The following is a 22,370-nucleotide window of genomic DNA, read 5'->3' on the forward strand; positions in this document are numbered from 1 at the left end:
CGAGAGGCCCGTGGCCACCGACCGCCCCGTTGCGCGGTCGCGCCTTCCGGCTCCGGGGTGGGGATCATGGGTGCCGGACGGTCAGGAATCCTGATCCAGGATTCCTGACCGGGCGATCAGGTAGCCGAGTTGGGCGCGGCTGTTGCTGCCGAGTGCTGTGCTGAGCTTGGCGATGTGGGAGCGGCATGTGCGTACATTCATTCCCAGCCGGCGGGCGATGGCCTCGTCGACGTGGCCCTCGATGAGCAGTTTGGCGATGGAGTGCTGTACGCCGGAGATGCCCGAGGGGCTGGGGTCGTACGGGATCGGTTCCTGCAGGGGGACGGCGCGTTGCCAGAACTGGTCGAAGACCTTGACGAGGTATTCGACGATGCCGGGGTGCCTCAGTTCCAGGGCCACGCGACGGTCGTCGGTGGCGGGTATGAAGGCGACCGTGTGATCGAAGATCATGAGGCGTTCTATGAGCTCTTCGAGCGTGCGTATCTCCACCTTCCCTTCCGCCATGCGTGCCGCGTAGTTGAGTGTCCCGTGGCTGTGGCGGACGGTGTGCTGGTAGAGCGTGCGCATGCTCACGCCGCGTTCCGTGAGCATGCTGCCGCGTTCCAGTGCGGTGTTGAGCGCGTCTTCGCTGCGTCCGCCGCCCGGCTGGATCGTGAGGACTTCCGACCGGCACTCGGTCAGGGCGAGTTCGATGGACGCGTTGATGCGGTCGATGCCTTCGAGCACAGTGATCGCATGAGTGATCGGCGGCGTCTGGGCGCTGATGGCCATGAACGGCTCGAAGGCTTCGGTGAGCTCCACCGAAAGGCGCCGGCGGTCCTGGATCTCCCGTTCGATGGGGTGGAGCCGCTGGGTGAGGGCCGCGGAAGGCGGTACGGGACGGAGCCAGGTCGGGTCATCGGGGTCGGGGTGCAGTAGGGCGAACTCCAGCAGGCACGGAGCGAGGTCTACCTCGGTCCGCGCGATCTTGCCTACGCTGAGTGCGCTGGCGTACAGCCGCGCTCCCTCGTCGCACAGGGAACTGACAGGGTGTGGATGTGTCACGTTTGTTCTACTTGTGGTCAATTCTCCACCCCCCAGGAACATGCATCAGCAGGAACATGATGCATCGGTTCTGTGGCATTGACGTGCCTGGATGAGCAATCGTCTTGTCATGCGGGGGAGAGGAAACCTTGGAAGTGAGGACGAAGCCAACTATGGGTAACAAAATGCTTCGCTCGGTGCTTGCCGCGGCCTTCTCCGCCGGGCTGACATTCGGGGCGATGAGTGCCCTGGGTCCGGCTTGGGGAGGTGGGTCCGTGGGGGCGGTGGACTCCTACGCTCAGGCTGCGCCGCCGCCGGATCTGGCGTGGGACAGCGCACCGGCCAGGACGACCGATGAGCCCACCAATGCTGCGGTACCGCCCGACCTGGCATGGGACATCGCGCCGAAGAACGAGACCGGCGCATGACCACCCCGCCGGACGACCGCACCTTCCGGCGCGAGATGGCCACGGCCTATCGCTCCGGGTGGCACTTCATCGATCTGCTCACGGCACTCCCCCGTCGTGGCGACTCGTTGATGGTCACTCTGTTCGGTGAGCCGATCGTCGTCGTGATGGAAGAGGGCGAGGATGTCCGTGCCTATCGCTGCCTCCGTCGGCCCCGCGGGGCTCCGCAACCGGTCCGCTGTGCCGTGAGGTACGGCATGATCTTCGTCAATCTCGATCAGCGGGACCATGAGCTGTTCGAACCTGAAGCCATCTCCGCCACCCCCCGCAGTGCCTGAGCGACCCCCGTCGTTCCATATCGTTCAGGCGCTCCCCCCACACAGCGGCGCCATCGTGACCTGAACACGATGGCGCCGCTGTGCTGCCCCGGGCCGGCTCAGGCCCTGCCGAGCGCCCGGTTCAGGGCGATCTCGATGACGACCCGTTCGGGGTTGGGCCTCGGCGTGCGCTCGTAGCGTTCCGTGTAGCGGCGTACCGCGTCGTCGACGTCCTCCTGCTCCGTGCGGATCGTCGCCACGCCCTCCAGCGTCGCCCAGCGCGCCTTGTGCATCTGGCAGACCGCGACCCGTGCCTCTCCCGGCGCCGCGGCCAGGATGTTGGCGACCTTGCGGCTGCTCTTGCTGGTGATGACACGTGCGAGACCGGCCTCGGGGTCGTACGTCACGCCGACGGGCACCACGTGCGGGGTGCCGTCCGGGCGGAGCGTCGTCAGCGTGCAGACGTGGCGCTCGCGCCAGAAGGCGAGGTACTCGGGGCTGGGGTTGCGTACATCGGGCATGGCCCAAGCCTAGGCAGCCGGGATGTCGTGGTGCGGTGGCGGGGGCGCATGGTGGACGGTTCACTCGAAACGGGCCCGGCAGTGGTCCCGATTTCGGCTTGAGCGGAGTACGCTCAACTTTGTGCACGTTGACCATGTCAGTGTTAACGACATACCGCCCATCGCACGGAGGAGAGAGCGCACGTGGACGCCGAGCTGACCAACAAGAGCCGGGACGCCCTCAACGCGGCCAGTAACCGGGCCGTGAAGGACGGGCATCCGGATCTGACTCCCGGGCACCTGCTGCTCGCGCTGCTCGCGGGCGAGGACAACGAGAACATCACCGACCTGCTGGCCGCCGTCGACGCCGACCAGGTGGCCGTACGCGCCGAGGCAGAACGGCTTCTCGGGGCACAGCCCAGCGTCACCGGTTCCACCGTCGCGCCCCCGCAGCCCAACCGCGAGCTCCTCGCCGTCATCGCCGACGCCGCGCAGCGCGCGAAGGAGCTCGGCGACGACTACCTCTCCACCGAGCACCTGCTGATCGGGCTCGCGGCGAAGGGCGGCCGCGCCGGTGAGATCCTCACTCAGCAGGGTGCCAGTGCGAAGAAGCTGCTGGACGCGTTCGAGAAGAGCAGGGGAGGGCGACGGGTGACCACACCCGACCCGGAGGGTCAGTACAAGGCCCTGGAGAAGTTCGGTACGGATTTCACGGCCGCGGCCAGGGAAGGCAAGCTCGACCCCGTCATCGGCCGGGACCAGGAGATCCGTCGCGTCGTCCAGGTGCTGTCGCGGCGCACGAAGAACAACCCCGTGCTCATCGGTGAGCCCGGCGTCGGCAAGACGGCCGTCGTCGAAGGACTCGCCCAGCGCATCGTCAAGGGCGACGTTCCCGAAAGCCTCAAGAACAAGCGGCTCGTCTCGCTCGACCTCGGCGCGATGGTCGCGGGCGCCAAGTACCGCGGCGAGTTCGAGGAGCGGCTGAAGACCGTCCTCTCCGAGATCAAGGAGAGTGACGGCCAGATCATCACCTTCATCGACGAACTGCACACCGTGGTCGGGGCCGGCGCCGGCGGGGACTCCGCCATGGACGCGGGCAACATGCTCAAGCCGATGCTGGCCCGCGGTGAACTGCGCATGGTCGGCGCGACCACCCTCGACGAGTACCGCGAGCGGATCGAGAAGGACCCCGCCCTGGAGCGCCGCTTCCAGCAGGTCCTGGTCGCCGAGCCCTCCGTCGAGGACACCATCGCGATCCTGCGCGGGCTCAAGGGCCGGTACGAGGCGCACCACAAGGTCTCCATCGCGGACTCCGCGCTGGTCGCCGCCGCGACCCTGTCCGACCGCTACATCACCTCCCGCTTCCTTCCCGACAAGGCCATCGACCTGGTCGACGAAGCCGCCTCCCGGCTCCGCATGGAGATCGACTCCTCGCCTCTCGAGATCGATGAACTCCAGCGCGCCGTCGACCGGCTGCGGATGGAGGAGCTGGCTCTCAAGAACGAGACCGACCCCGCGTCCAAGCAGCGCCTGGAGAAGCTCCGCCGCGACCTCGCCGACAAGGAGGAGGAGCTGCGCGGTCTCACCGCCCGCTGGGAGAAGGAGAAGGAAGGCCTCAACCGCGTCGGCGAGCTGAAGGAACGCCTCGACGACCTGCGCGGCCAGGCCGAGCGCGCCCAGCGCGACGGGGACTTCGACACCGCGTCCAAGCTGCTCTACGGGGAGATCCCCGGCCTGGAGCGAGAGCTGGCCGAAGCGGACGAGGCGGAGCAGGAAGCCGCCAAGGACACCATGGTCAAGGACGAGGTCGGCCCGGACGACATCGCCGATGTCGTCGGCGCCTGGACCGGCATCCCGGCCGGGCGTCTCCTGGAGGGCGAGACGCAGAAGCTGCTGCGCATGGAGGAAGAGCTCGGCAAGCGGCTGATCGGGCAGTCCCAGGCCGTGCAGGCGGTGTCGGACGCGGTACGCCGTACCCGGGCCGGAATCGCCGACCCCGACCGTCCCACCGGCTCGTTCCTCTTCCTCGGGCCGACCGGTGTCGGCAAGACCGAGCTGGCCAAGGCGCTCGCGGACTTCCTGTTCGACGACGAGCGGGCCATGATCCGCATCGACATGAGCGAGTACGGCGAGAAGCACAGCGTCGCGCGACTCGTAGGTGCCCCTCCGGGGTACGTCGGTTACGAGGAGGGCGGCCAGCTCACGGAGGCGGTGCGCCGCCGCCCGTACAGCGTGGTCCTGCTGGACGAGGTCGAGAAGGCCCACCCCGAGGTCTTCGACATCCTGCTCCAGGTCCTCGACGACGGCCGGCTCACCGACGGACAGGGCCGTACGGTCGACTTCCGCAACACGATCCTGATCCTGACGTCCAACCTCGGCAGCCAGTTCCTGGTCGACCCTCTGACCAAGCCCGAGGTGAAGGAACAGCAGGTCCTGGACGTCGTACGCGCCTCGTTCAAGCCGGAGTTCCTCAACCGGCTCGACGACCTCGTGGTCTTCTCCGCCCTGTCCGGCGACGAGCTCTCGCACATCGCGGGACTCCAGATCGGCCGCCTCGCCAAGCGCCTCGCCGACCGCAGGCTCACCCTCGACGTCACCCCGGAGGCCCTGGCGTGGCTGGCCGAGGAGGGCAACGACCCGGCGTACGGGGCACGGCCACTGCGCCGCCTCATCCAGACGGCGATCGGCGACCGTCTCGCCAAGGAGATCCTCGCGGGCGACATCACGGACGGCGACACCGTGCGCGTGGACCGGGTCGGGGACGGGCTGACCGTGGGACCCGCGCCGGCCGGTACGGCCGTGTGACGGCCCGGGGAACAGGCGCGGGGACGATTCTCCTCAGGGCGTAGGACCAATGGCCGTCATTCGCGGTTAGGGTCGAAGGCAAAGTCAGGCAACCACGTGCGATCCACAGGAGTAACCGGCGATGTCTATCGACCCGTCCTCGATTCCCAACTTCGGGGGGCAGCCCGATCCGCAGGCGGCAGGACCCGCTGGCCCCGTCGTCCCTGACCAGGACCTCGTCAAGCAGCTGCTCGAGCAGATGGAGCTGAAGTTCGTCGTCGACGACGAGGGCGACCTCGCCGCGCCGTGGGAGGAATTCCGCACGTACTTCATGTTCCGCGGCGAGGCCGATCAGCAGGTCTTCTCGGTCCGTACGTTCTACGACCGTCCCCACGCCCTCGACCAGCGTCCCGTGCTCCTCGACGCGATCGACGACTGGAACCGCCGCACCCTGTGGCCGAAGGTCTACACGCACGCCCATGAGGGTGAAGAGGGCGCTGCGGCTTCCGTCCGGCTGATCGGTGAGGCGCAGATGCTCATCGGTACGGGCGTCAACCTGGAGCACTTCGTCTCCTCGACGGTCAGCTGGGTGCGGGCCTCGATCGAGTTCGACAAGTGGCTCGTGGAGCGTCTGGGCCTGGAGTCCGCCGAGGAGAAGCCCGACGGCACCGAGCCGCCGGAAGCCTGATCCGGAGACCGGTCAGCGGAACGACGCCCGGCCCGGGGCGGTGGCCATCAGGCCGCTGCCCCGGGCCGGACTGCTGTCGACGCGGCTTCAGCGCCTGAGTGTCTTCAGACGGGCGACCGCCTCGGTCAGGACCTCTGTGCGCTTGCAGAACGCGAACCGCACGAAGGGCGCGCCCTGCTCGCGGTGGTCGTAGAAGACGGCGTTCGGGATGGCGACGACACCGCAGCGTTCGGGCAGGGCGCGGCAGAAGGCGAAGCCGTCGTCCCCGCCGCCGAGGGGGCGGATGTCGGTGGTGACGAAATACGTCCCGGACGGCCGGTAGACCCCGAATCCCGCGTCGGCGAGTCCGTCGCTCAGCAGGTCGCGCTTGGTGCGGAGGTCGGCGCGCAGCCCGTTGAAGTACGTGTCGGGCAGGCGCAGGGCCTCGGCGACGGCGTACTGGAGCGGTCCGGCGGAGACGTACGTCAGGAACTGCTTCGCCGAGCGGACCGCCGTGACCAGTTCCGGGCTCGCGGTGATCCAGCCGACTTTCCAGCCGGTGAACGAAAACGTCTTCCCCGCACTGCTGATGGTGACCGTGCGCTCGCGCATGCCGGGGAACGAGGCGAGCGGCAGGTGTTCGCCCTCGAAGACCAGGTGTTCGTAGACCTCGTCGGTGACGACGAGGAGGTCGCGTTCGCAGGCGAGGTCGGCGATGGCGGCCAGTTCCTCGCGGGTGAGGACGGTGCCCGTGGGGTTGTGCGGGGTGTTGAGAAGGATGAGGCGGGTGCGGGGGGTGACGGCCGCGCGGAGTTCGTCGAGGTCGAGCCGGTAGGCGCCGTCGTGCGGGTGCAGGGTGACGGGGACGCGGGTGCAGCCCGCCATGGCGATGCAGGCGGCGTACGAGTCGTAGTACGGCTCCAGGGCGATGACCTCGTCGCCGGGCTCCAGCAGGGCCAGCAGGGCGGCCGCGATGGCCTCGGTGGCGCCCGCGGTGACGAGGACCTCGGTATCGGGGTCGTACACCAGTCCGTGGAAGCGCTGCTGGTGCTCCGCGATCGCGGTACGAAGTTCGGGGATGCCCGGGCCGGGCGGGTACTGGTTGCCGTGCCCGGCGCGCAGGGCACGGACCGCGGCCTCCCGGATCTCTTCGGGGCCGTCGGTGTCGGGGAAGCCCTGGCCGAGGTTGATCGACCCGGTCCGTGCGGCCAGTGCGGACATCTCCGCGAAGATGGTCGTGCCGAACTCGGTGAGCCGGCGGTTGAGCAGCGGTCGTCCCTGTGTCATGGCCGCCATCCTGTGCCGAAGCTCTGGAGTTGCTCAAGTCTGCTTTGGCTCCGGAATGCAGAGGGCATCCCCCTGACACACAGGAAGCGGGTGACCTCGCTTCGGGGGACGGAAGGGTGTGAGGTCGGTGTCGATTTTCGCAGTGTTGCTGGTTGGGGCCATCGTGGTGGGGGCCGTGGCCTCCGGGATCGCCGTTGGGCGCAACCGGCGCAGGCCGGTGCCCGGGAAGGTGTCACGGCGCCGCCGGGTCGCCGGAGGGGCCGGAGGCGGGGGCTCGAGCGCGTACGGCGGCAGCTCGTCGTGCGGGAGCACCAGCTCGTCGTGCGGGAGCAGCAGTTCCTCGTGCGGCAGCAGCAGTTCGTCGTGCGGTGGCGGGGGCGGTTGTGGCGGAGGCAGCTGACACCGGGCAGCCGGTCCGTCGGCGGGCGCTCCGCGGGTGAGGTGTCCGGTGGGCGAACTCCCGCCGGACACCTTTTTGTTGAGCCACGCGGAGAGATTTGTTGAACAGTTGAACAGGGCTGCCCCCTGGAGGATGGAAACCACGTCAAGTTGGGCAAAAACGCTGTGAGTACGGCGTACTTCGTGATTCCCTCCTTGTAGAGAACATTCAGCCCTCGGACCCCAGTTGGACCTGATCGGGCGTTTCCCTCCCCCACGCGCATCTCCAGGGGGCGCCCCCTGTCCATGTGTCCATGTGTGTTTGCGGAGCCGAACCATGCTCACGACCCTTCAGACGGCCTACTCCGACACCCGCGCCGCCGACCTGGCCTGGGCGCTCGGACGGGAGCCGCTGCCCGCCCTCGCCGTCCTCGACCTCCAGTTCGAGGAGGTAAAGCTGCAGTTGAGACTGCTCGGCGCTTCCCACCAGGTCCTCCTGGAGGAGGGCCGCGGCACCTGTTCGGAGACTGTTGCCTGCATCCCCGGAAGCAGTACCCCATTGCCTCTCGGTGTCGCCAAGCGGTTCGGTGAATGGGAGTACGAATTCGCGGCGCGCGTCGAGACGCTCACCGAAGGCGCGTTCGCGGGCCGCGCACAGGAGCTGCTCGCGCTCGTCGCCGACCATCCACACGGTCTGGCCGGGACGTTCCCCGGCAGTCCGCACGCCTTCACCGCGCTGCTGGCGCAGCGGACCGAGGGCCAGGTGCGGTGGCGCACGTGGCACGCGTACCCGCAGGAGGGGCAGTTGGTGGTGACGCGCACCCGGGTGGGGATGCGGGTGCAGTCGCCGGCGCTCTGACCAGCGCCGGTCCGGGGGCTTCGACCCGCGTCCCGCTCCGGCGCCCCGCTTCGCGGAGCCTGTGCGCAGGGGCGCGCCAATGCCTCACTTACACCCGTGTGGGTGACAGGCGGCGACTGTTTCGTGACGTAGCGTTCGCTTCATGATCGACCAGCAGGTGCCGCTGCGAGGGTGCGCGGCGCGGCTTCCCGTACGGCCGAGGACCGGACGGTTCCTCGTGCTGGCCGCTGTGTTCATCTGCGCCGCCTGCGGACTCGTGTACGAGCTGGAGCTGGTCGCGCTCGCCTCGTATCTGATCGGCGACTCGGTCACGCAGGCATCCGTCGTGCTCTCCGTGATGGTGTTCGCGATGGGGATCGGATCGCTCCTCGCGAAACGTTTGCGCAGCCGCGCGGCGGTCGGATTCGGGCTCATCGAGGCGGCCCTCGCGCTCGTCGGCGGTTCGTCGGCGCTCGTGCTGTACGCCTCGTTCGCCTGGCTCGGTGAGTCGCGGTACGCCCTGGTCGGGTTCTCGCTGACGATCGGCGTGCTGATCGGTGCGGAGATCCCGCTGCTGATGACGCTCATCCAGCGGGTCGACCGGCAGGACGCGGGCGGCGCCGTCGCCGATCTCTTCGCCGCCGATTACGTGGGGGCGCTGGTCGGCGGGCTAGCCTTCCCGTTCCTGCTGCTGCCCGTGCTGGGCCAGCTCACCGGCGCGCTGTTCACCGGCGCGGTCAACGCGGCGGCCGGCGGGGCGCTGGTGCTGTGGCTGTTCCGGCGGGACCTGAGCTCCAGGTCGCGGTGGCTGCTGGTCCTGGCCAATGTCACGGTGATCGCGCTGCTGGCCACCGCCACGGTGCTGGTCGACGACTTCGAGCGCGCGGCCCGGCGCGCGGTCTACGGGGACCGGGTGCGGGTCGCCGTACAGACCGAGGTGCAGGAGGTCGTCCTCACCGGGGAGGGACGGGACTCCCTCGACCTCTATCTGGACGGGCGGCTGCGGGTCAGCGCCCGCGACGAGCACCGCTACCACGAGGCCCTGGTGCACCCGGCGATGCGCGGGCCGCACGGGCGGGTGCTGATCCTGGGCGGCGGCGACGGCCTGGCCGCCCGCGAGGTGCTGCGTTACGCGGAGGTACGGGCCGTCACGGTCGTCGAGCTGGACTCCGCCGTCACCCGACTGGCCCGAACGGACCCCGCGCTCTCCGAGCTGAACGGACACGCGTACGAGGACCCGCGGCTCAGGACGGTCGCCGCGGACGCGTTCAACTGGCTGCGGGCGGCGCGGGGCTCCTACGACGTCGTCATATCGGATCTGCCGGACCCCGGGATCACGGAGAGCACGAAGCTCTACTCGGCGGAGTTCTACGGGCTGGTCGCGGAGGCCCTCGCGCCGGGCGGGCGGCTGGTGGTGCACGCGGGGCCTGTGGGTGTCAGGCCGCGGTCGTTCTGGACGGCGGAGGCATCCGTGCGGGCGGGCGGCCTGTCGACGCGTCCGTACCGCGTCACCAGCAGGATCTCCGGTTTCGCGGCCGGCCAGGACCGGGTCACGGAGCAGACGCGGGAACCGCGCGACTGGGGCTTCGTCCTGGCCTCGCGGGGGACCGTCCCGGCCCTCGCGCTGGACCTCAGGGTCCCGGAGCTGCGGTCGCTGGGGGAGCGGGAGCTGCGGGAGGCGGGCGTGGCCGCGGAGCGCGTACGGATACCGGGGCAGGCGCCGTCGACGCTGGTGCACCCGCGGTACTGGGAGGAACCGTGACGGTGCCGCGCGTCGGCGCGGAAGCGCTGACATGTGGAAGGCGGGAAGCGCTGACGTGGTGGCCGGGTCTGAGTAGGCTCGGTTTCCATGGAGCATGAGGTGTTCGTTCCGGTTCCGGTCCTGTCCCTGCGGCGGACGCTGGGCGATGCTGCCCGGGTCGCGCGCTGTGTGCCGGGACTCCAACAGGACGCCGACGCGTCGGCGGGCCCGCTGTCCGGCCGCCTGAAGATCAGAGTCGGCGGCCACGCGATCACCTACCGGGGTGTGCTGAAGCTCGCCGGCCGGGACGGTGACACCTTCGCCGTGGCCGGGGAGGGCATGGAGGCCCGGGGCACGGGTTCGGCGAAGCTGGCCCTGACGGTCACGCTCACGGAGACCGACGGCGGCACGACGATCGAGTTCGCGGGCACGGCGGGCGGGGACGGCCGCATCGCGGACCTGGAGGACGCGGCGGCGATGGCGGCGGCCCACCGCCTGCTGGGCCGCTTCACGCAGCAGCTGGTGACGGAGTCGCTGGCGGCTTCGCCGGGGGAGTCGCCTACCGAGTCGCAGGGAGAGTCGCCGGGGGAGTCCGCTGCCGACGACGGGGTCGCGCCGACTCACGAGGCCGCGCCCGACGAGGAGTCGTGCGACGAGCCCGCGCCCGGGAAGGGGTCCGTGTTCGACACTCCGGTGCCGCCGCCCTCGCTCGACCCCCTCGCGGAGGTGGAGTTCACCGTGCCGGACGGGCCTCCGGCCGAGGCCGCGCATGCCAGGCGCACCATGATCGGGCGCAGCACGGAGGAGGTCGACCACGCGCCGCCGCGCGGCCGGTACGCGCCCGTGCCCTCGCCCGATGCGGACGGCGCCGCGACGGCCCTGCGCTGGATCGCCCCCGCCGCCGCCCTCGCGCTCGCCTCCGCGGTGGTCGTGGGCCGTGCACTGCGGCGGCGGAGGTAGCGGCGCCAGTAGTGTCGTGGGGTGAGCAGAGCTGCGAAGAACGTCCGGCTGACCGTCGGCGACGCCGAGTTGACCGTTGACCCCACCCATGGCTGCCGGATCAGCAGCCTGCGGATCGGTGGCACCGAACTGCTGCGCCAGGGGGAGCGGTACGGATGCTTCCCGATGGTGCCGTGGTGCGGGCGTACCGAGAACGGGCAGTTCCGCAACGGTGGCGAACTGCACGGCCTGCCGCTGAACTCCCCGCCGCACGCCATCCACGGCACCGGGCGCGACACCTCCTGGCATATCGCCCGGGAGGCCGGGACCGAGGCGGCCTTCTACTACGACCTGGCCGAACCGTGGCCCTACCCGGGCCGGGTCACACAGACCTTCGAGCTCGCCGAGGACTCGCTGACGCTCCGGATGGGCGTCGAGGCGCACGTGGACTCCTTCCCGGCGCAGGCCGGCTGGCACCCGTGGTTCCTCCGCACCATCGGAGGCCAGGACGTGCGGCTCGACTTCGACGCCGCCTGGCAGGAGGAGCGCGACGAGAACCACCTGCCGACCGGCCGCCGGATCGACGCGCTGCCCGGCCCGTGGGACGACTGCTTCGGGATGCCCGACGGCGTCGATGTGAAGCTCACCTGGCCGGAGCAGCTGGAGCTGACGGTGAAGAGCCGGGACGAGTGGGTCGTCGTCTACGACGAGCAGGACGAGGCGGTGTGCGTCGAGCCGCAGTCCGGCCCGCCGAACGGGCTGAACACCGCGCCGCGGCTGGTCACCCCGATCGAGCCGCTGGAGATCGCGACGACCTGGAGCTGGGTGCGGCTCTGACCGGCGACGGCAGCGCTTACCCTCGTTGACATGACTGACGTACGCGCTGAGCTGCTCCAGCAGATCAAGGACAAGGCCGTGGTGCACGGCAAGGTGACCCTCTCCTCGGGTCTGGAAGCCGACTGGTACATCGACCTGCGCCGGATCACGCTGGACGGCAAGGCCGCGCCGATGGTCGGCCAGGTGATGCTCGATGCCACCGCCGATCTGGACTACGACTGCGTCGGCGGACTGACGCTGGGCGCCGACCCGGTGGCCACGTCGATGCTGCACGCCTCCGCGGCGCGCGGGAAGAGCCTGGACGCCTTCGTCGTCCGCAAGGCGCAGAAGGCGCACGGTATGCAGCGCCGGATCGAGGGCACGGACGTGAAGGGCCGCCGCTGCCTGGTCGTCGAGGACACCTCGACGACGGGCGGTTCGCCGCTGACCGCCGTGGAGGCGGTGCGCGAGGCCGGGGGCGAGGTCGTCGCCGTCGCCGTGATCGTGGAGCGGGGGGCCGCTCCCGCCGTCGCGGAGGCCGGACTGCCGTACATCCACGTCTACTCCGTGGCGGACCTCGACCTGGCCTGACCTGCGGATTCGAACAAGGGCGGGCTGTTTCACGTGAAACAGCCCGCCCTTGCGTTTGCCTGAGTGGAGGAGGCCGGGTGGAGCCGCGGCGAGAGTCTGGGAAGATGGGGGCGACGATGACGTCGCCCCCAGGTCAGGGACCAGCACTGCACACCCGCACATCCCAAGGAGCGGACAGATGCCCATCGCAACCCCCGAGGTCTACGCCGAGATGCTCGACCGGGCGAAGGCAGGCAAGTTCGCCTACCCGGCCATCAATGTGACGTCGACCCAGACCCTGCACGCTGCACTGCGCGGTTTCGCGGAGGCCGAGAGCGACGGCATCATTCAGATCTCCACCGGTGGGGCGGAGTTCCTGGGCGGCCAGTACAACAAGGACATGGTCACGGGCGCTGTCGCCCTGGCCGAGTTCGCGCACATCGTCGCCGCCAAGTACGACATCACGGTCGCGCTGCACACCGACCACTGCCCCAAGGACAAGCTGGACACCTATGTGCGTCCGCTGATCGAGGTCTCCGCGGAGCGCGTCGCCAAGGGTCTGAACCCGCTGTTCCAGTCCCACATGTGGGACGGCTCGGCCGAGACCCTCGCCGACAACCTGTCCATTGCCCAGGAGCTGCTCGCCAAGGCCGCCGCCGCCAAGATCATTCTTGAGGTCGAGATCACCCCGACCGGTGGCGAGGAGGACGGCGTCACGCACGAGATCAACGACGAGCTGTACACGACCGTCGACGACGCGCTGCGTACGGCCGAGGCGCTCGGCCTGGGCGAGAAGGGCCGCTACCTGCTGGCCGCGTCCTTCGGTAACGTCCACGGTGTCTACAAGCCGGGCAACGTCGTGCTCCGTCCCGAGCTGCTGAAGGACCTCCAGGGGGGCGTCGGCTCCAAGTACGGCCAGACGTCCCCGTTCGACTTCGTCTTCCACGGCGGCTCCGGCTCCACCGCGGAGGAGATCGCCACCGCACTGGAGAACGGCGTCGTGAAGATGAACCTCGACACCGACACCCAGTACGCCTTCACCCGCCCGGTCGTGGACCACATGTTCCGCAACTACGACGGTGTGCTGAAGGTCGACGGCGAGGTCGGCAACAAGAAGGCCTACGACCCGCGCAGCTGGGGCAAGCTGGCCGAGGCCGGCATGGCCAAGCGTGTCACCGAGGCGTGCGCCAACCTGCGGTCCACGGGCACGAAGCTGAAGTAGTCGGCACAAGATTGTTGTGGTGGGCCCGGTACCCCTTGGGGTGCCGGGCCCATGGCATGTCCGGCGTGTCCGAGCGATGTGGGGTAACTGCTGTGAGTGCGTCCTACGACTTCGACACCGTCGTCGACCGCCGGGGCACCTGGTGCGTCCAGTGGGACGGGGTCGCCGACCGGTTCGGGGTGGACGGGCTGCTGCCGTTCACCATCTCCGACATGGACTTCGAGACCGCGCCGGAGGTGCTGGCGGCGCTGAGGGCGCGGCTCGACCACGGGGTGTTCGGCTACACGGACTGGCAGCAGGACGACTTCCGGTCGGCGATCGCGCACTGGTACGAGACCCGGTACGGCACCGGGCTCGACACCGGGCGGCTGGTCTACGGGCCGTCCGTGCTCAGCCAGCTCTCGCAGCTGTTGCAGATGTGGACGGCGGTGGGGGACGGGGTGGTTCGTCCACACTCCCACGTACGACGGCTTCCGCAAGGCGGTCACCGGGCTCGGGCGCGAGCTGCGGGGGGTGCCGGTGGGGGACGTGGAGGCGCTGGAGCGGGAGCTGGCGCGGGCCGACGCGAAGGTGCTCGTGCTGTGTTCGCCGCACAATCCGACGGGGCGGGTGTGGACGGAGGCCGAGTTGACGGAGATGGCCGCGCTGGCCGGGCGGTACGGGGTGGCGGTGGTCAGCGACGAGATACACGCGGATTTCGTGCACGACGGGTACCGGCATGTTCCCTGGACGCGGGTGGGGGGTGACGGGCGCTGGGCGGTCATCACGTCCGCGTCGAAGTCGTTCAACTTCCCGGCGCTGACGGGGTCGTACGGGATCGTCGGCCGGGCGTCGGACCGGGCGGAGTTTCTGCGGCGCATGGAGACGGCGGAGGGCCTCGCCTCGCCGGCGGTGCTCTCACTGACCGCGCACATCGCGGCGTACCGGGAGGGTGCGGCGTGGCTGGACGGGGTGCGAGCGTATGTGGCGGGGAACCTGGCGCTGGTGGCGGAACGGCTGAACGGCGCGTTCCCCGAGCTGGGGTGGGAGCCGCCGCAGGCGGGGTACTTGGCGTGGATCGATCTGCGACCGCTGGGTGTGGACGACGAGGTGTTGCAGCGGGTGCTGATCGAGCGGGAGAAGGTCGCGATCATGCCGGGGGCGGTGTATGGGGCGCCGGGGTTCCTGCGGCTGAATGTGGGGTGCCCGCGGAGCAAGGTGGTGGCGGGGGTGGAGGCGCTGATTCGGGCGGTGGGGCGGTAGGCGGGCGGTGCGGGCCCGGGCGCAGGTGCGGGTGCCGGGTTGCGCCTGCGGCGAGCGTTCCCCTACCCGCCCCTTCCCGAACCCGGGGCGCTGCCCCGGCCCCCGGTCCTCAAACGCCGGACAGGCTGAAAGACGCCCTCAATCGCCGGGCGGGCTCTGGGGCGGAGTGGCCGGGGGCCCGGGGAGCGGTGATGCTGGCCGCATGGGCGATGCGCAAAGCGGCGGTGACGGAATTCGGGTGTCGTCGCCCGTCGGCCGGTGGGTCGTGTTCACCACCGTCCTCGGGTCGAGCATGGCCATGCTCGACTCCACCGTGATCAACGTCGCCCTCCCCCGCATCGGCGAAGACCTCGGCACCGATCTCGCCGCGCTTCAGTGGACCGTCAACGCCTACATGCTCACGCTCGCCGGGCTGATCCTCCTCGGTGGGGCGCTCGGGGACCGGTACGGGCGGCGGCGGGTGTTCGTCGTCGGGGTCGTGTGGTTCGCCGTGGCCTCGTTGCTCTGCGGGATCGCGCCGAACGCGGGCGTTCTCATCGCCGCCCGCGCCCTCCAAGGGGTCGGCGGGGCGCTGCTCACCCCGGGGTCCCTCGCGCTCATCCAGGCCAGTTTCCATCCGGACGACCGGGGCCGTGCCGTCGGGCTCTGGTCGGGGCTCGGCGGGGTGGGGGCCGCGATCGGGCCGTTCGTGGGGGGCTGGCTCGTCGACGGGCCCGGCTGGCGCTGGGTGTTCCTGCTGAACCTGCCGCTCGCCGCCCTCTGCGTACCCGTCGCCCTGCGCCACGTACCGGAGTCCCGCGACCCACAGGCGCACGGCCACTTCGATGTGCTCGGGGCCGCCCTCGGGGCGCTCGCGCTGGCGGGCGTGACGTTCGCGCTGATCGAGGCGCCGGGGCAGGGCGCCTCCCCGGTGGTGATCGGTGCGGCGGTGGGCGGGGTGCTGCTCGGTGTGGCGTTCGTGCAGGTGGAGGGGCGGCGCGCCGACCCCATGCTGCCGCTGTCGATCTTCGCGTCCCGGCTGTTCACCACGGTCAACATCGTCACCCTCTGTGTGTACGCGGCGCTCGGCGGCTTCTTCTTCCTCTCCGCGATTCAGCTCCAGGTCGTCGCCGGATACTCGGCGCTCGGGGCGGGCGCGGCGCTGCTGCCGACGACGGTGCTGATGCTGCTCTTCTCCGCCTCCGCGGGCGATCTCGGCCGGCGGATCGGGCCCCGTATCCCGCTCACGGTCGGGCCCCTGCTGGCTGCCGCCGGGATGCTGCTCATGCTGCGGGTCGGGCCCGGGGCCACCGTCTCCTCGTACCTCACCGACGTACTGCCCGCCGTCCTCGTGCTCGGCCTCGGCCTCGTGGTCCTCGTCGCCCCGCTCACCGCGACCGTCCTGGCCGCCGTGGACGCCGAGCGGGCCGGGCTCGCCAGCGGCATCAACAACGCGGCCGCGCGCGCCGCCGGCCTCATCGCCGTGGCCGCGCTGCCGCTGCTCGCCGGGATGGGCCCGGAGGCGTACCGCGACGCCGAAGAGTTCGCCGAGACCTTCCGGCGGGCGATGCCGATGTGTGCGGGCCTGCTGGTGCTGGGCGCGGCGATCGCCTGGTGGACGGTGCGGACCCCGCCGGAGGCCGCCCGGCCGGCGTGCACCGTGCACTGCGGGGTCGTGGCCCCGCCCCTGGAGCCCGTACGCGCACCGGAACGGGAACCGGGGTGATGCCCCACGGGCCCGTCCCACCAGGCACACTTGAACCCATGTCCATCCACGAGAACCTGCTCGGGGGGCCCTCCCCGACCCATCTGCCCGACGACCCGGAGCCGCGCGAGCTGCTCGCCAACGGCGCGGCGCCCGCCGATGTCGCAGCGAAGTACCCCACCTCCTCGCTGGCCTGGGCGCAGCTCGCCGACGAGGCGTACGAGGGCGGCCGGGTCATCGAGTCGTACGCGTACGCCCGCACCGGCTACCACCGCGGCCTCGACGCCCTGCGCCGTGCCGGCTGGAAGGGCCACGGCCCCGTCCCGTTCGAGCACGAGCCGAACCGCGGCTTCCTGCGCGCGCTGCACGCCCTGGCCCGCGCCGCTGGGGACATCGGCGAGAAGGACGAGTACGAGCGCTGCTCGACGTTCCTGCGCGACTCCTCGCAGACCGCCGCCGACACCCTGGGCTGAGACCGCCCGCGCTGTACACGGGCCCCGTGGACGCATGATGTCCCCGGGGCCCGTGTGCTGCCCGCCCGGCCTGTGCTGCCCGCCCGGCCTGTGCCGCCCGCCCGGCCTGTGCCGCCCGCCCGGCCTGCCGCCCGACCTGACTCCCGGACGACGGCGCCCCCGGTCCCGGCTTAGGATGTGCGGGCAGGGGACCGGAGCTCCACTTCCTCACGGAAGGGGCGGACCGCTACCCGGAAGCTCGTGTCGAGGAGACAGAAATGTCGACGAATCACCCCGACCCCGAAGCCACCGGTGCGGACACCCCGCACCTCGACTTCGCGGGAACGACTCCGTATGAGGACTATGTCCAGGCGGATGTCCTGACCCACCTCCAGCACCTTCGCTCGGACGACCCCGGCGAGATGGTCTTCCTGGTCACCACCCAGGTCATGGAGCTGTGGTTCACGGTCATCGTCCATGAGTGGGAGACCGCGGCGCACGCCCTGCGCGAGGACCGCATACCCGTGGCGCGTGACGCGCTGAAGCGGTCCGTACGGGAGCTGGAGGCCCTGAACGCCTCCTGGACCCCGCTGGCAGGGCTCACCCCCGCCCAGTTCAACTCCTACCGCGGCGCGCTCGGCGAAGGCTCCGGATTCCAGTCGGCGATGTACCGGCGGATGGAGTTCCTGCTCGGGGACAAGTCCGCCTCCATGCTCGTACCGCACCGGGGCGCGCCCCGCGTGTACGCCGAGCTGGAGAAGGCGCTCCAGGAGCCCAGCCTGTACGACGAGGTGCTCGCCCTGCTCGCCCGGCGCGGGCACGCGGTGCCGCAGTCCGTGCTCGGCCGGGACCTGGCCAAGAAGTACGAGCCCTCGCCCGAGGTCGAGACCGTCTGGGCGCAGATCTACGCCAACCCCGACCAGCACGACGAGCTGGTCCGCCTCGGTGAGGCGCTCACCGATGTCGGCGAGCTGGTCTGGCGCTGGCGCAACGACCACCTGGTCGCCACCCGCCGCGCGATGGGTTCGAAGACCGGAACCGGCGGTTCGGCCGGGGTCGCCTGGCTGGAGAAGCGGGCCACGAAGAACGTCTTTCCCGAGCTGTGGACGGCACGCAGCCATGTCTGAGGCCTACGCCGACAAGGCAGCGGCACTCGACGCCGCCGACGAGCTGGCCAAGCTCCGCGAGCTGTTCACCCTCGACGACACCGTCTACCTCGACGGGAACTCGCTGGGTGCGCTGCCCCGCCACGTGCCCGCGCGGCTCCAGGAGGTCGTCACCCGCGAGTGGGGCGAGCTGCGCATACGGTCCTGGGACGAGAGCGGCTGGTGGACCGCGCCCGAGCGGATCGGTGACCGGATCGCCCCGCTCGTCGGGGCCGCCGCCGGGCAGATCGTGGTGGGCGACTCGACGAGCGTGAACGTCTTCAAGGCCGTCGTCGCCGCGACCCGCCTCGCGGCGGACGGACGCGACGAGATCCTGGTCGACGCGACGACGTTTCCCACGGACGGGTACATTGCCGAGTCCGCCGCCCGGATGACCGGCCACCGCATCGTCCCGGTCGCGCCCGGCGACGTACCGGCCGCGCTCGGCCCCCGTACGGCGGTCGTCCTGCTCAACCATGTCGACTACCGCACGGGCAGGCTCCACGACCTGCCCGGTCTCACCGCCGCCGTGCACGCGGCGGGCGGCCTCGCGGTCTGGGACCTGTGCCACAGCGCGGGCGCCCTGCCCGTCGGCCTGGACGAGCACGGGGTCGACCTGGCCATCGGCTGCACGTACAAGTACCTGAACGGCGGCCCCGGTTCGCCCGCCTATCTGTACGTCGCCGAGCGCCACCAGGCGGCCTTCGACTCCCCGCTGCCGGGCTGGACGTCGCACGCCGACCCGTTCGCGATGACACCCGGATACGCCCCCGCCGAGGGTTCGGTACGGGGCCGGGTCGGCACCCCCGACATCCTGTCCATGCTGGCGCTCGAAGCGTCACTGGACGTGTGGGACGGGGTGGAGGTGTCCGCCGTACGGGCGAAGTCCCTCGCGCTGACGGACTTCTTCCTGGAGTGCGTCGCCGCGTATGTGCCGGAGGGCCGGGTCACCTCGGTCACCCCGGCCGCGCACGCGGAACGCGGCAGCCAGGTCGCGCTGCGGTGCGAGGACGCCGAGCCGGTGATGCGCGCCCTCATCGAGCGGGGAGTCGTCGGAGACCTGCGGCGGCCGGATGTGCTGCGGTTCGGATTCACCCCGTTGTACGTGGGCTTCGCGGATGCGGAGCGCGCGGCGCGCATCCTCGCGGACGTGCTGGCGGGGTAGCCAGGGCCTCTCGTTTGGATCATGCCGGGCTGTCCGGTTGCCGTTTTGTCCTGTATCTCCGGACGGGCTTGATTTTCCGCTGAGCCGGGAGGATCGAGCCCGTCCGGCGCATGGGGCCGGTGCTGATAACGTCCCCGCAGGTCAAGCCAGTTGGGCACAGGTGTAGGACGGTTGGAGCAGCATGTCGGATTCTTCCGCGCGTGATCGTGATGCCGCCGAGGAGGAGTCGGCGTTCGCCCATCCGGTGATCGCCCCCGACCGGTCCGCGGCCTACGGCAGCCACCCCGACCAGGTGATCGACTTCTACGCCCCCCGGGACGGCAGAACCGGGGCGCCACTCGTCGTCCTGCTGCACGGCGGGGCGTGGCGGGCCCCGTACGACCGGCACCATGTGTCGCCGCTCGCGGACTTCCTGGCCCGGCGCGGCTTCGCCGTCGCCAGCGTCGAGTACCGGCGGGGCGGCGAGATCCCGCAGCAGCGTGGTTCCGAGCCGGCCGCCGGACGCTGGCCCGAGACCTTCGACGACGTTGCCGCCGCGATGGACGCGATGCCGTTGCTGGCCGGGCGGGAGCTGCCGCAGGCCGATGTGCGGCGGACCGTGGTCACCGGGCACTCGGCGGGCGGTCAGCTCGCGCTGTGGGCCGCTGCCCGGCACGTACTCCCCGAGGGGTCGCCGTGGCGGCTGCCCGCACCGCCGCCCCTGCGTGGCGTCGTCGCACTGGCGCCGGTCGCCGACTTCGCGACCGCCGTCGAGCTGGACGTCTGCTCCGGTGCGGTGCACCAACTCCTGGGCGGGGAGGGTGACTTCGCGGTACGGAGCGCCTTTGCCGACCCGGCCGCCCTGCTGCCCACCGGTATCGCGACGGCCGTGGTGCAGGGCACCTGCGATCTGACCGTGCCCGCGGCGGTGTCGGAGGCGTTCGTCGACGCGGCGGCGAAGGCGGGGGAGATGGTGGGGCTGACGCTCCTGGAGGGGGTCGGGCACTTCCCGCTCATCGATCCGTCGGCCGACGCGTGTGCGGTGGTCGCGGAGGAGCTGGCCCAGCTGGCGTGGTGAGGGGCGCCTCGCGGGCCCCTGTGTAGTACTTGCGACGGACGGTGCGGGATCCGCATCACTGCTGACGACCCGCGCCGTGTCGCCGCCTACCGTGGAAGCGTGACCGAGACCCAGACCAAGACCAAGACCAAGATCAGAAGCCCGGAGTTCCGGGTGGCCGCAGGGGTGATAGGCGGCCTGCGGCAGGACCTTCTCCGTGACGTCTTCGCCTACCGTCCGCTGGATCCGCTGCCCCGCGACGGGCGGCTGATCCGACGGCTGCCCCGGCGGCTCGGCGAGCCGGCCGTCTGGATCCGGCACGCCCTGGTGCTGTTCGCCGCGCTGATCACGGTGCTCGTCGGGGCCGGCATGGGGCACGGTCAGTTCGTCGTGGGTGTGCTGCCGGCGATTCCGGTCGCGATGACCCTGGTCAGGCCCGTCGCCGCGTACTGGGCCTCGATGGCGGCAACCGTCGTCGTCGGTGTGGTGGGGAACGACGTGCCGTGGGGGCCCAGCAGCTTCTTCGCCCACCTGGTGGTCATGGTGGTCGTCGCGGCCAGGACCCGGCCGCGTACGGCCGCCTGGATGTGGGCGCTCACCGCGCTGCTGGGCATCCTGATGGAGAACGTCGGGTCCTGGCAGTACTCCACGTCCACCGCGCCCATGATCGTCACCTCCGCGTTCGCCCTGCTCGTCGTGACCATGGTGCAGGTGCGGCGGGAGGCCCAGCGCGAGGTGACCGTGCAGCGCACGGTGACCGCCGTCGAGCGCGACCGGCGCACGCTCCTGGAGGAGCGCACGACCATCGCCCGTGAACTGCACGACGTCGTCGCCCACCACATGTCGGTCGTCGCGATCCAGGCGGAGGCCGCCCCGTACCGGGTGGAGAACCCGCCGCCCGAGCTGGAGCAGGCGTTCCTCACCATCCGGGAGAACGCCGTCGCCGCGCTCACCGAGCTGCGCCGGGTCCTCGGGGTCGTACGGGCCGAGGACTACGAGGCCCCGGACGCCCCGCAGCCCACGCTCGCCGAGCTGGACCGCCTCCTGGCCAATGTGGGGGATGCGGGACTGGCGACGGAGAAGACGGTCACCGGAGCCGTACGCGAGCTGCCGCAGGGCGTCGAGCTGTCGGCGTACCGGATCGTCCAGGAAGCCCTGAGCAACACACTGCGGCACGCGCCGGGCGCCACCGCGAAGGTGGAGATCGGCTACGTACTCGGCGGGCTCGGGCTGCGCGTCGTGAACGGGCCGCCGACCGGTCTCGTCAAGCCGTCGCCGGGGGCCGGGCACGGCATCACGGGGATGCGCGAGCGGGTGGCCATGCTGGACGGTGAGATGACTGCGGAGACGACGGCGGACGGCGGTTACGAGGTCACCGCGTTCATCCCCGTACAGACCGTGCGCGAGCAGGCCGCGGACGGCACGCCGTCGGACGGCACGCTGCCGGGCGGGGCCGTATGAACAACATCAGGGTGCTGATCGTCGACGACCAGATGATGGTCCGCGAGGGTTTCTCCGTACTCCTCAACGCGATGCCGGGGATCGAGGTCGTGGGCGAGGCCGTCGACGGACGCCAGGCCGTCTCGCAGGTGGCCGCCCTCCGCCCCGACGTCGTGCTCATGGACATCCGGATGCCGGAACTCAACGGCATCGAGGCGACCCGCGAGATCGTCGCCGCCGACGCGGACGCCAAGGTCCTCGTCCTCACCACCTTCGACCTCGACGAGTACGTGTACCAGGCGCTGCGCGCGGGGGCCTCCGGCTTCCTGCTGAAGGACGCGTCGGCCCGCCAACTCGCCGAAGGTGTAAGGGTGGTGGCGTCCGGGGAGGCGCTGCTCGCCCCGGCTGTCACGCGGCGGCTGATCACGGAGTTCTCGAAGCTCTCCGAAGCGCCGCGCCCTCCCGCGCTCGCTCGGATCGGGGACCTCACGGAGCGGGAGACGGAGGTGCTCGTGCTGATCGCGCAGGGGCTGTCGAACGCGGAGATCGCCTCGCGCCTGGTGGTCGCCGAGTCCACCATCAAGACGCATGTGAGCCGCATCCTGGTGAAGCTGGGGCTGCGCGACCGGACACAGGCGGCGGTGTTCGCGTACGAGGCACGCCTGGTCACGCCCGGGTAGGGGTCCGGCGGCCGGGGCGCTCCGTAAGCCCCTGCTC

Annotated in this window: 20 protein-coding genes and 1 pseudogene; 18 read left to right on the top strand and 3 right to left on the bottom strand. The window is 70.7% G+C overall.

Annotated elements, in window-relative coordinates:
* Positions 1 to 81: 81 nt before the first annotated feature.
* A complete protein-coding gene (locus ACFT7S_RS03615) occupies positions 82 to 1,086 on the bottom strand; it encodes a helix-turn-helix transcriptional regulator (RefSeq protein ID WP_382726414.1) in 1,005 nt (334 codons plus the stop codon).
* A 221-nt stretch (positions 1,087 to 1,307) separates the two neighbouring features.
* Between ACFT7S_RS03615 and ACFT7S_RS03620 the strand changes: the two genes are divergently transcribed.
* Both ACFT7S_RS03620 and ACFT7S_RS03625 read left to right on the top strand, forming a co-directional pair.
* A complete protein-coding gene (locus tag ACFT7S_RS03620; RefSeq protein WP_382726417.1) occupies positions 1,308 to 1,451 on the top strand; it encodes a hypothetical protein in 144 nt (47 codons plus the stop codon).
* Complete coding sequence (locus tag ACFT7S_RS03625; RefSeq protein ID WP_382726419.1) at positions 1,448 to 1,768, top strand: (2Fe-2S)-binding protein; 321 nt, start codon at positions 1,448 to 1,450, stop codon at positions 1,766 to 1,768. The genes ACFT7S_RS03620 and ACFT7S_RS03625 overlap by 4 nt, the downstream gene beginning before the upstream one ends.
* Positions 1,769 to 1,866: 98 nt before the next feature.
* Here the strand turns inward: ACFT7S_RS03625 and ACFT7S_RS03630 are convergent, their stop codons facing one another.
* Positions 1,867 to 2,268, bottom strand: a complete 402-nt coding sequence (locus tag ACFT7S_RS03630; protein WP_382726422.1) for a pyridoxamine 5'-phosphate oxidase family protein — start codon at positions 2,266 to 2,268, stop codon at positions 1,867 to 1,869.
* A gap of 183 nt (positions 2,269 to 2,451) precedes the next feature.
* On the opposite strand from ACFT7S_RS03630, the gene clpB reads away from it, so the two are divergent.
* Together clpB and ACFT7S_RS03640 are read left to right on the top strand one after the other, a co-directional pair.
* The gene (clpB, locus tag ACFT7S_RS03635; RefSeq protein WP_382726424.1) at positions 2,452 to 5,052 is read left to right on the top strand and encodes an ATP-dependent chaperone ClpB; all 2,601 of its coding nucleotides are present in this window, start codon (positions 2,452 to 2,454) and stop codon (positions 5,050 to 5,052) included.
* Between the two features lie 121 nt (positions 5,053 to 5,173).
* Positions 5,174 to 5,719: a YbjN domain-containing protein gene (locus ACFT7S_RS03640; protein WP_382726427.1), complete on the top strand. Its 546-nt coding sequence runs from the start codon at positions 5,174 to 5,176 to the stop codon at positions 5,717 to 5,719.
* Between the two features lie 87 nt (positions 5,720 to 5,806).
* On the opposite strand, the gene ACFT7S_RS03645 is transcribed toward ACFT7S_RS03640, so the two are convergent.
* Positions 5,807 to 6,985 carry a pyridoxal phosphate-dependent aminotransferase gene (locus tag ACFT7S_RS03645; RefSeq protein ID WP_382726430.1) on the bottom strand — a complete coding sequence of 393 codons (1,179 nt, stop codon included), beginning with the start codon at positions 6,983 to 6,985 and terminating at the stop codon, positions 5,807 to 5,809.
* A gap of 715 nt (positions 6,986 to 7,700) precedes the next feature.
* Between ACFT7S_RS03645 and ACFT7S_RS03650 the strand changes: the two genes are divergently transcribed.
* The 14 genes and pseudogenes from ACFT7S_RS03650 (at position 7,701) to ACFT7S_RS03715 (ending at position 22,333) form a co-directional block, all read left to right on the top strand.
* Positions 7,701 to 8,222, top strand: a complete 522-nt coding sequence (locus tag ACFT7S_RS03650) for a DUF2617 family protein (protein ID WP_382726433.1) — start codon at positions 7,701 to 7,703, stop codon at positions 8,220 to 8,222.
* A 142-nt stretch (positions 8,223 to 8,364) separates the two neighbouring features.
* Entirely contained in the window at positions 8,365 to 9,963 is a 1,599-nt protein-coding gene (locus ACFT7S_RS03655) for a polyamine aminopropyltransferase (RefSeq protein WP_382726436.1), read from the top strand.
* A gap of 87 nt (positions 9,964 to 10,050) precedes the next feature.
* Positions 10,051 to 10,902 carry an SRPBCC domain-containing protein gene (locus tag ACFT7S_RS03660; RefSeq protein WP_382726439.1) on the top strand — a complete coding sequence of 284 codons (852 nt, stop codon included), beginning with the start codon at positions 10,051 to 10,053 and terminating at the stop codon, positions 10,900 to 10,902.
* Positions 10,903 to 10,923: 21 nt separating this feature from the next.
* Positions 10,924 to 11,718 (top strand): aldose 1-epimerase, encoded by a 795-nt coding sequence (locus ACFT7S_RS03665; protein ID WP_382726442.1) that lies wholly within the window; start codon positions 10,924 to 10,926, stop codon positions 11,716 to 11,718.
* Positions 11,719 to 11,748: 30 nt separating this feature from the next.
* Entirely contained in the window at positions 11,749 to 12,288 is a 540-nt protein-coding gene (gene pyrE, locus ACFT7S_RS03670) for an orotate phosphoribosyltransferase (RefSeq protein ID WP_382726445.1), read from the top strand.
* Positions 12,289 to 12,466: 178 nt separating this feature from the next.
* Complete coding sequence (fbaA, locus tag ACFT7S_RS03675; RefSeq protein ID WP_382726447.1) at positions 12,467 to 13,489, top strand: class II fructose-bisphosphate aldolase; 1,023 nt, start codon at positions 12,467 to 12,469, stop codon at positions 13,487 to 13,489.
* A 92-nt stretch (positions 13,490 to 13,581) separates the two neighbouring features.
* Positions 13,582 to 14,731, top strand: a pseudogene (locus ACFT7S_RS03680) (MalY/PatB family protein).
* A gap of 202 nt (positions 14,732 to 14,933) precedes the next feature.
* Positions 14,934 to 16,436 (top strand): MFS transporter, encoded by a 1,503-nt coding sequence (locus tag ACFT7S_RS03685; RefSeq protein WP_382726450.1) that lies wholly within the window; start codon positions 14,934 to 14,936, stop codon positions 16,434 to 16,436.
* A gap of 38 nt (positions 16,437 to 16,474) precedes the next feature.
* Positions 16,475 to 16,888: a DUF3151 domain-containing protein gene (locus tag ACFT7S_RS03690; protein ID WP_362848404.1), complete on the top strand. Its 414-nt coding sequence runs from the start codon at positions 16,475 to 16,477 to the stop codon at positions 16,886 to 16,888.
* Positions 16,889 to 17,145: 257 nt separating this feature from the next.
* Positions 17,146 to 17,994, top strand: coding sequence for a tryptophan 2,3-dioxygenase family protein (locus ACFT7S_RS03695; RefSeq protein ID WP_382726453.1), 849 nt, complete (start codon positions 17,146 to 17,148; stop codon positions 17,992 to 17,994).
* On the top strand, positions 17,987 to 19,177 hold the full coding sequence (kynU, locus tag ACFT7S_RS03700) for a kynureninase (protein WP_382726454.1): 1,191 nt from the start codon (positions 17,987 to 17,989) through the stop codon (positions 19,175 to 19,177). The genes ACFT7S_RS03695 and kynU overlap by 8 nt, the downstream gene beginning before the upstream one ends.
* Before the next feature lie 181 nt (positions 19,178 to 19,358).
* Positions 19,359 to 20,234 (top strand): alpha/beta hydrolase family protein, encoded by an 876-nt coding sequence (locus tag ACFT7S_RS03705; RefSeq protein WP_382726457.1) that lies wholly within the window; start codon positions 19,359 to 19,361, stop codon positions 20,232 to 20,234.
* Positions 20,235 to 20,333: 99 nt separating this feature from the next.
* Positions 20,334 to 21,674: a sensor histidine kinase gene (locus ACFT7S_RS03710; RefSeq protein WP_382726460.1), complete on the top strand. Its 1,341-nt coding sequence runs from the start codon at positions 20,334 to 20,336 to the stop codon at positions 21,672 to 21,674.
* Positions 21,671 to 22,333 (top strand): response regulator, encoded by a 663-nt coding sequence (locus tag ACFT7S_RS03715; protein WP_382726463.1) that lies wholly within the window; start codon positions 21,671 to 21,673, stop codon positions 22,331 to 22,333. Before ACFT7S_RS03710 ends, ACFT7S_RS03715 begins: the two co-directional genes overlap by 4 nt.
* Positions 22,334 to 22,370 lie beyond the last annotated feature (37 nt).

Source organism: Streptomyces sp. NPDC057136, from assembly GCF_042670885.1.
GTDB lineage: Bacteria > Actinomycetota > Actinomycetes > Streptomycetales > Streptomycetaceae > Streptomyces.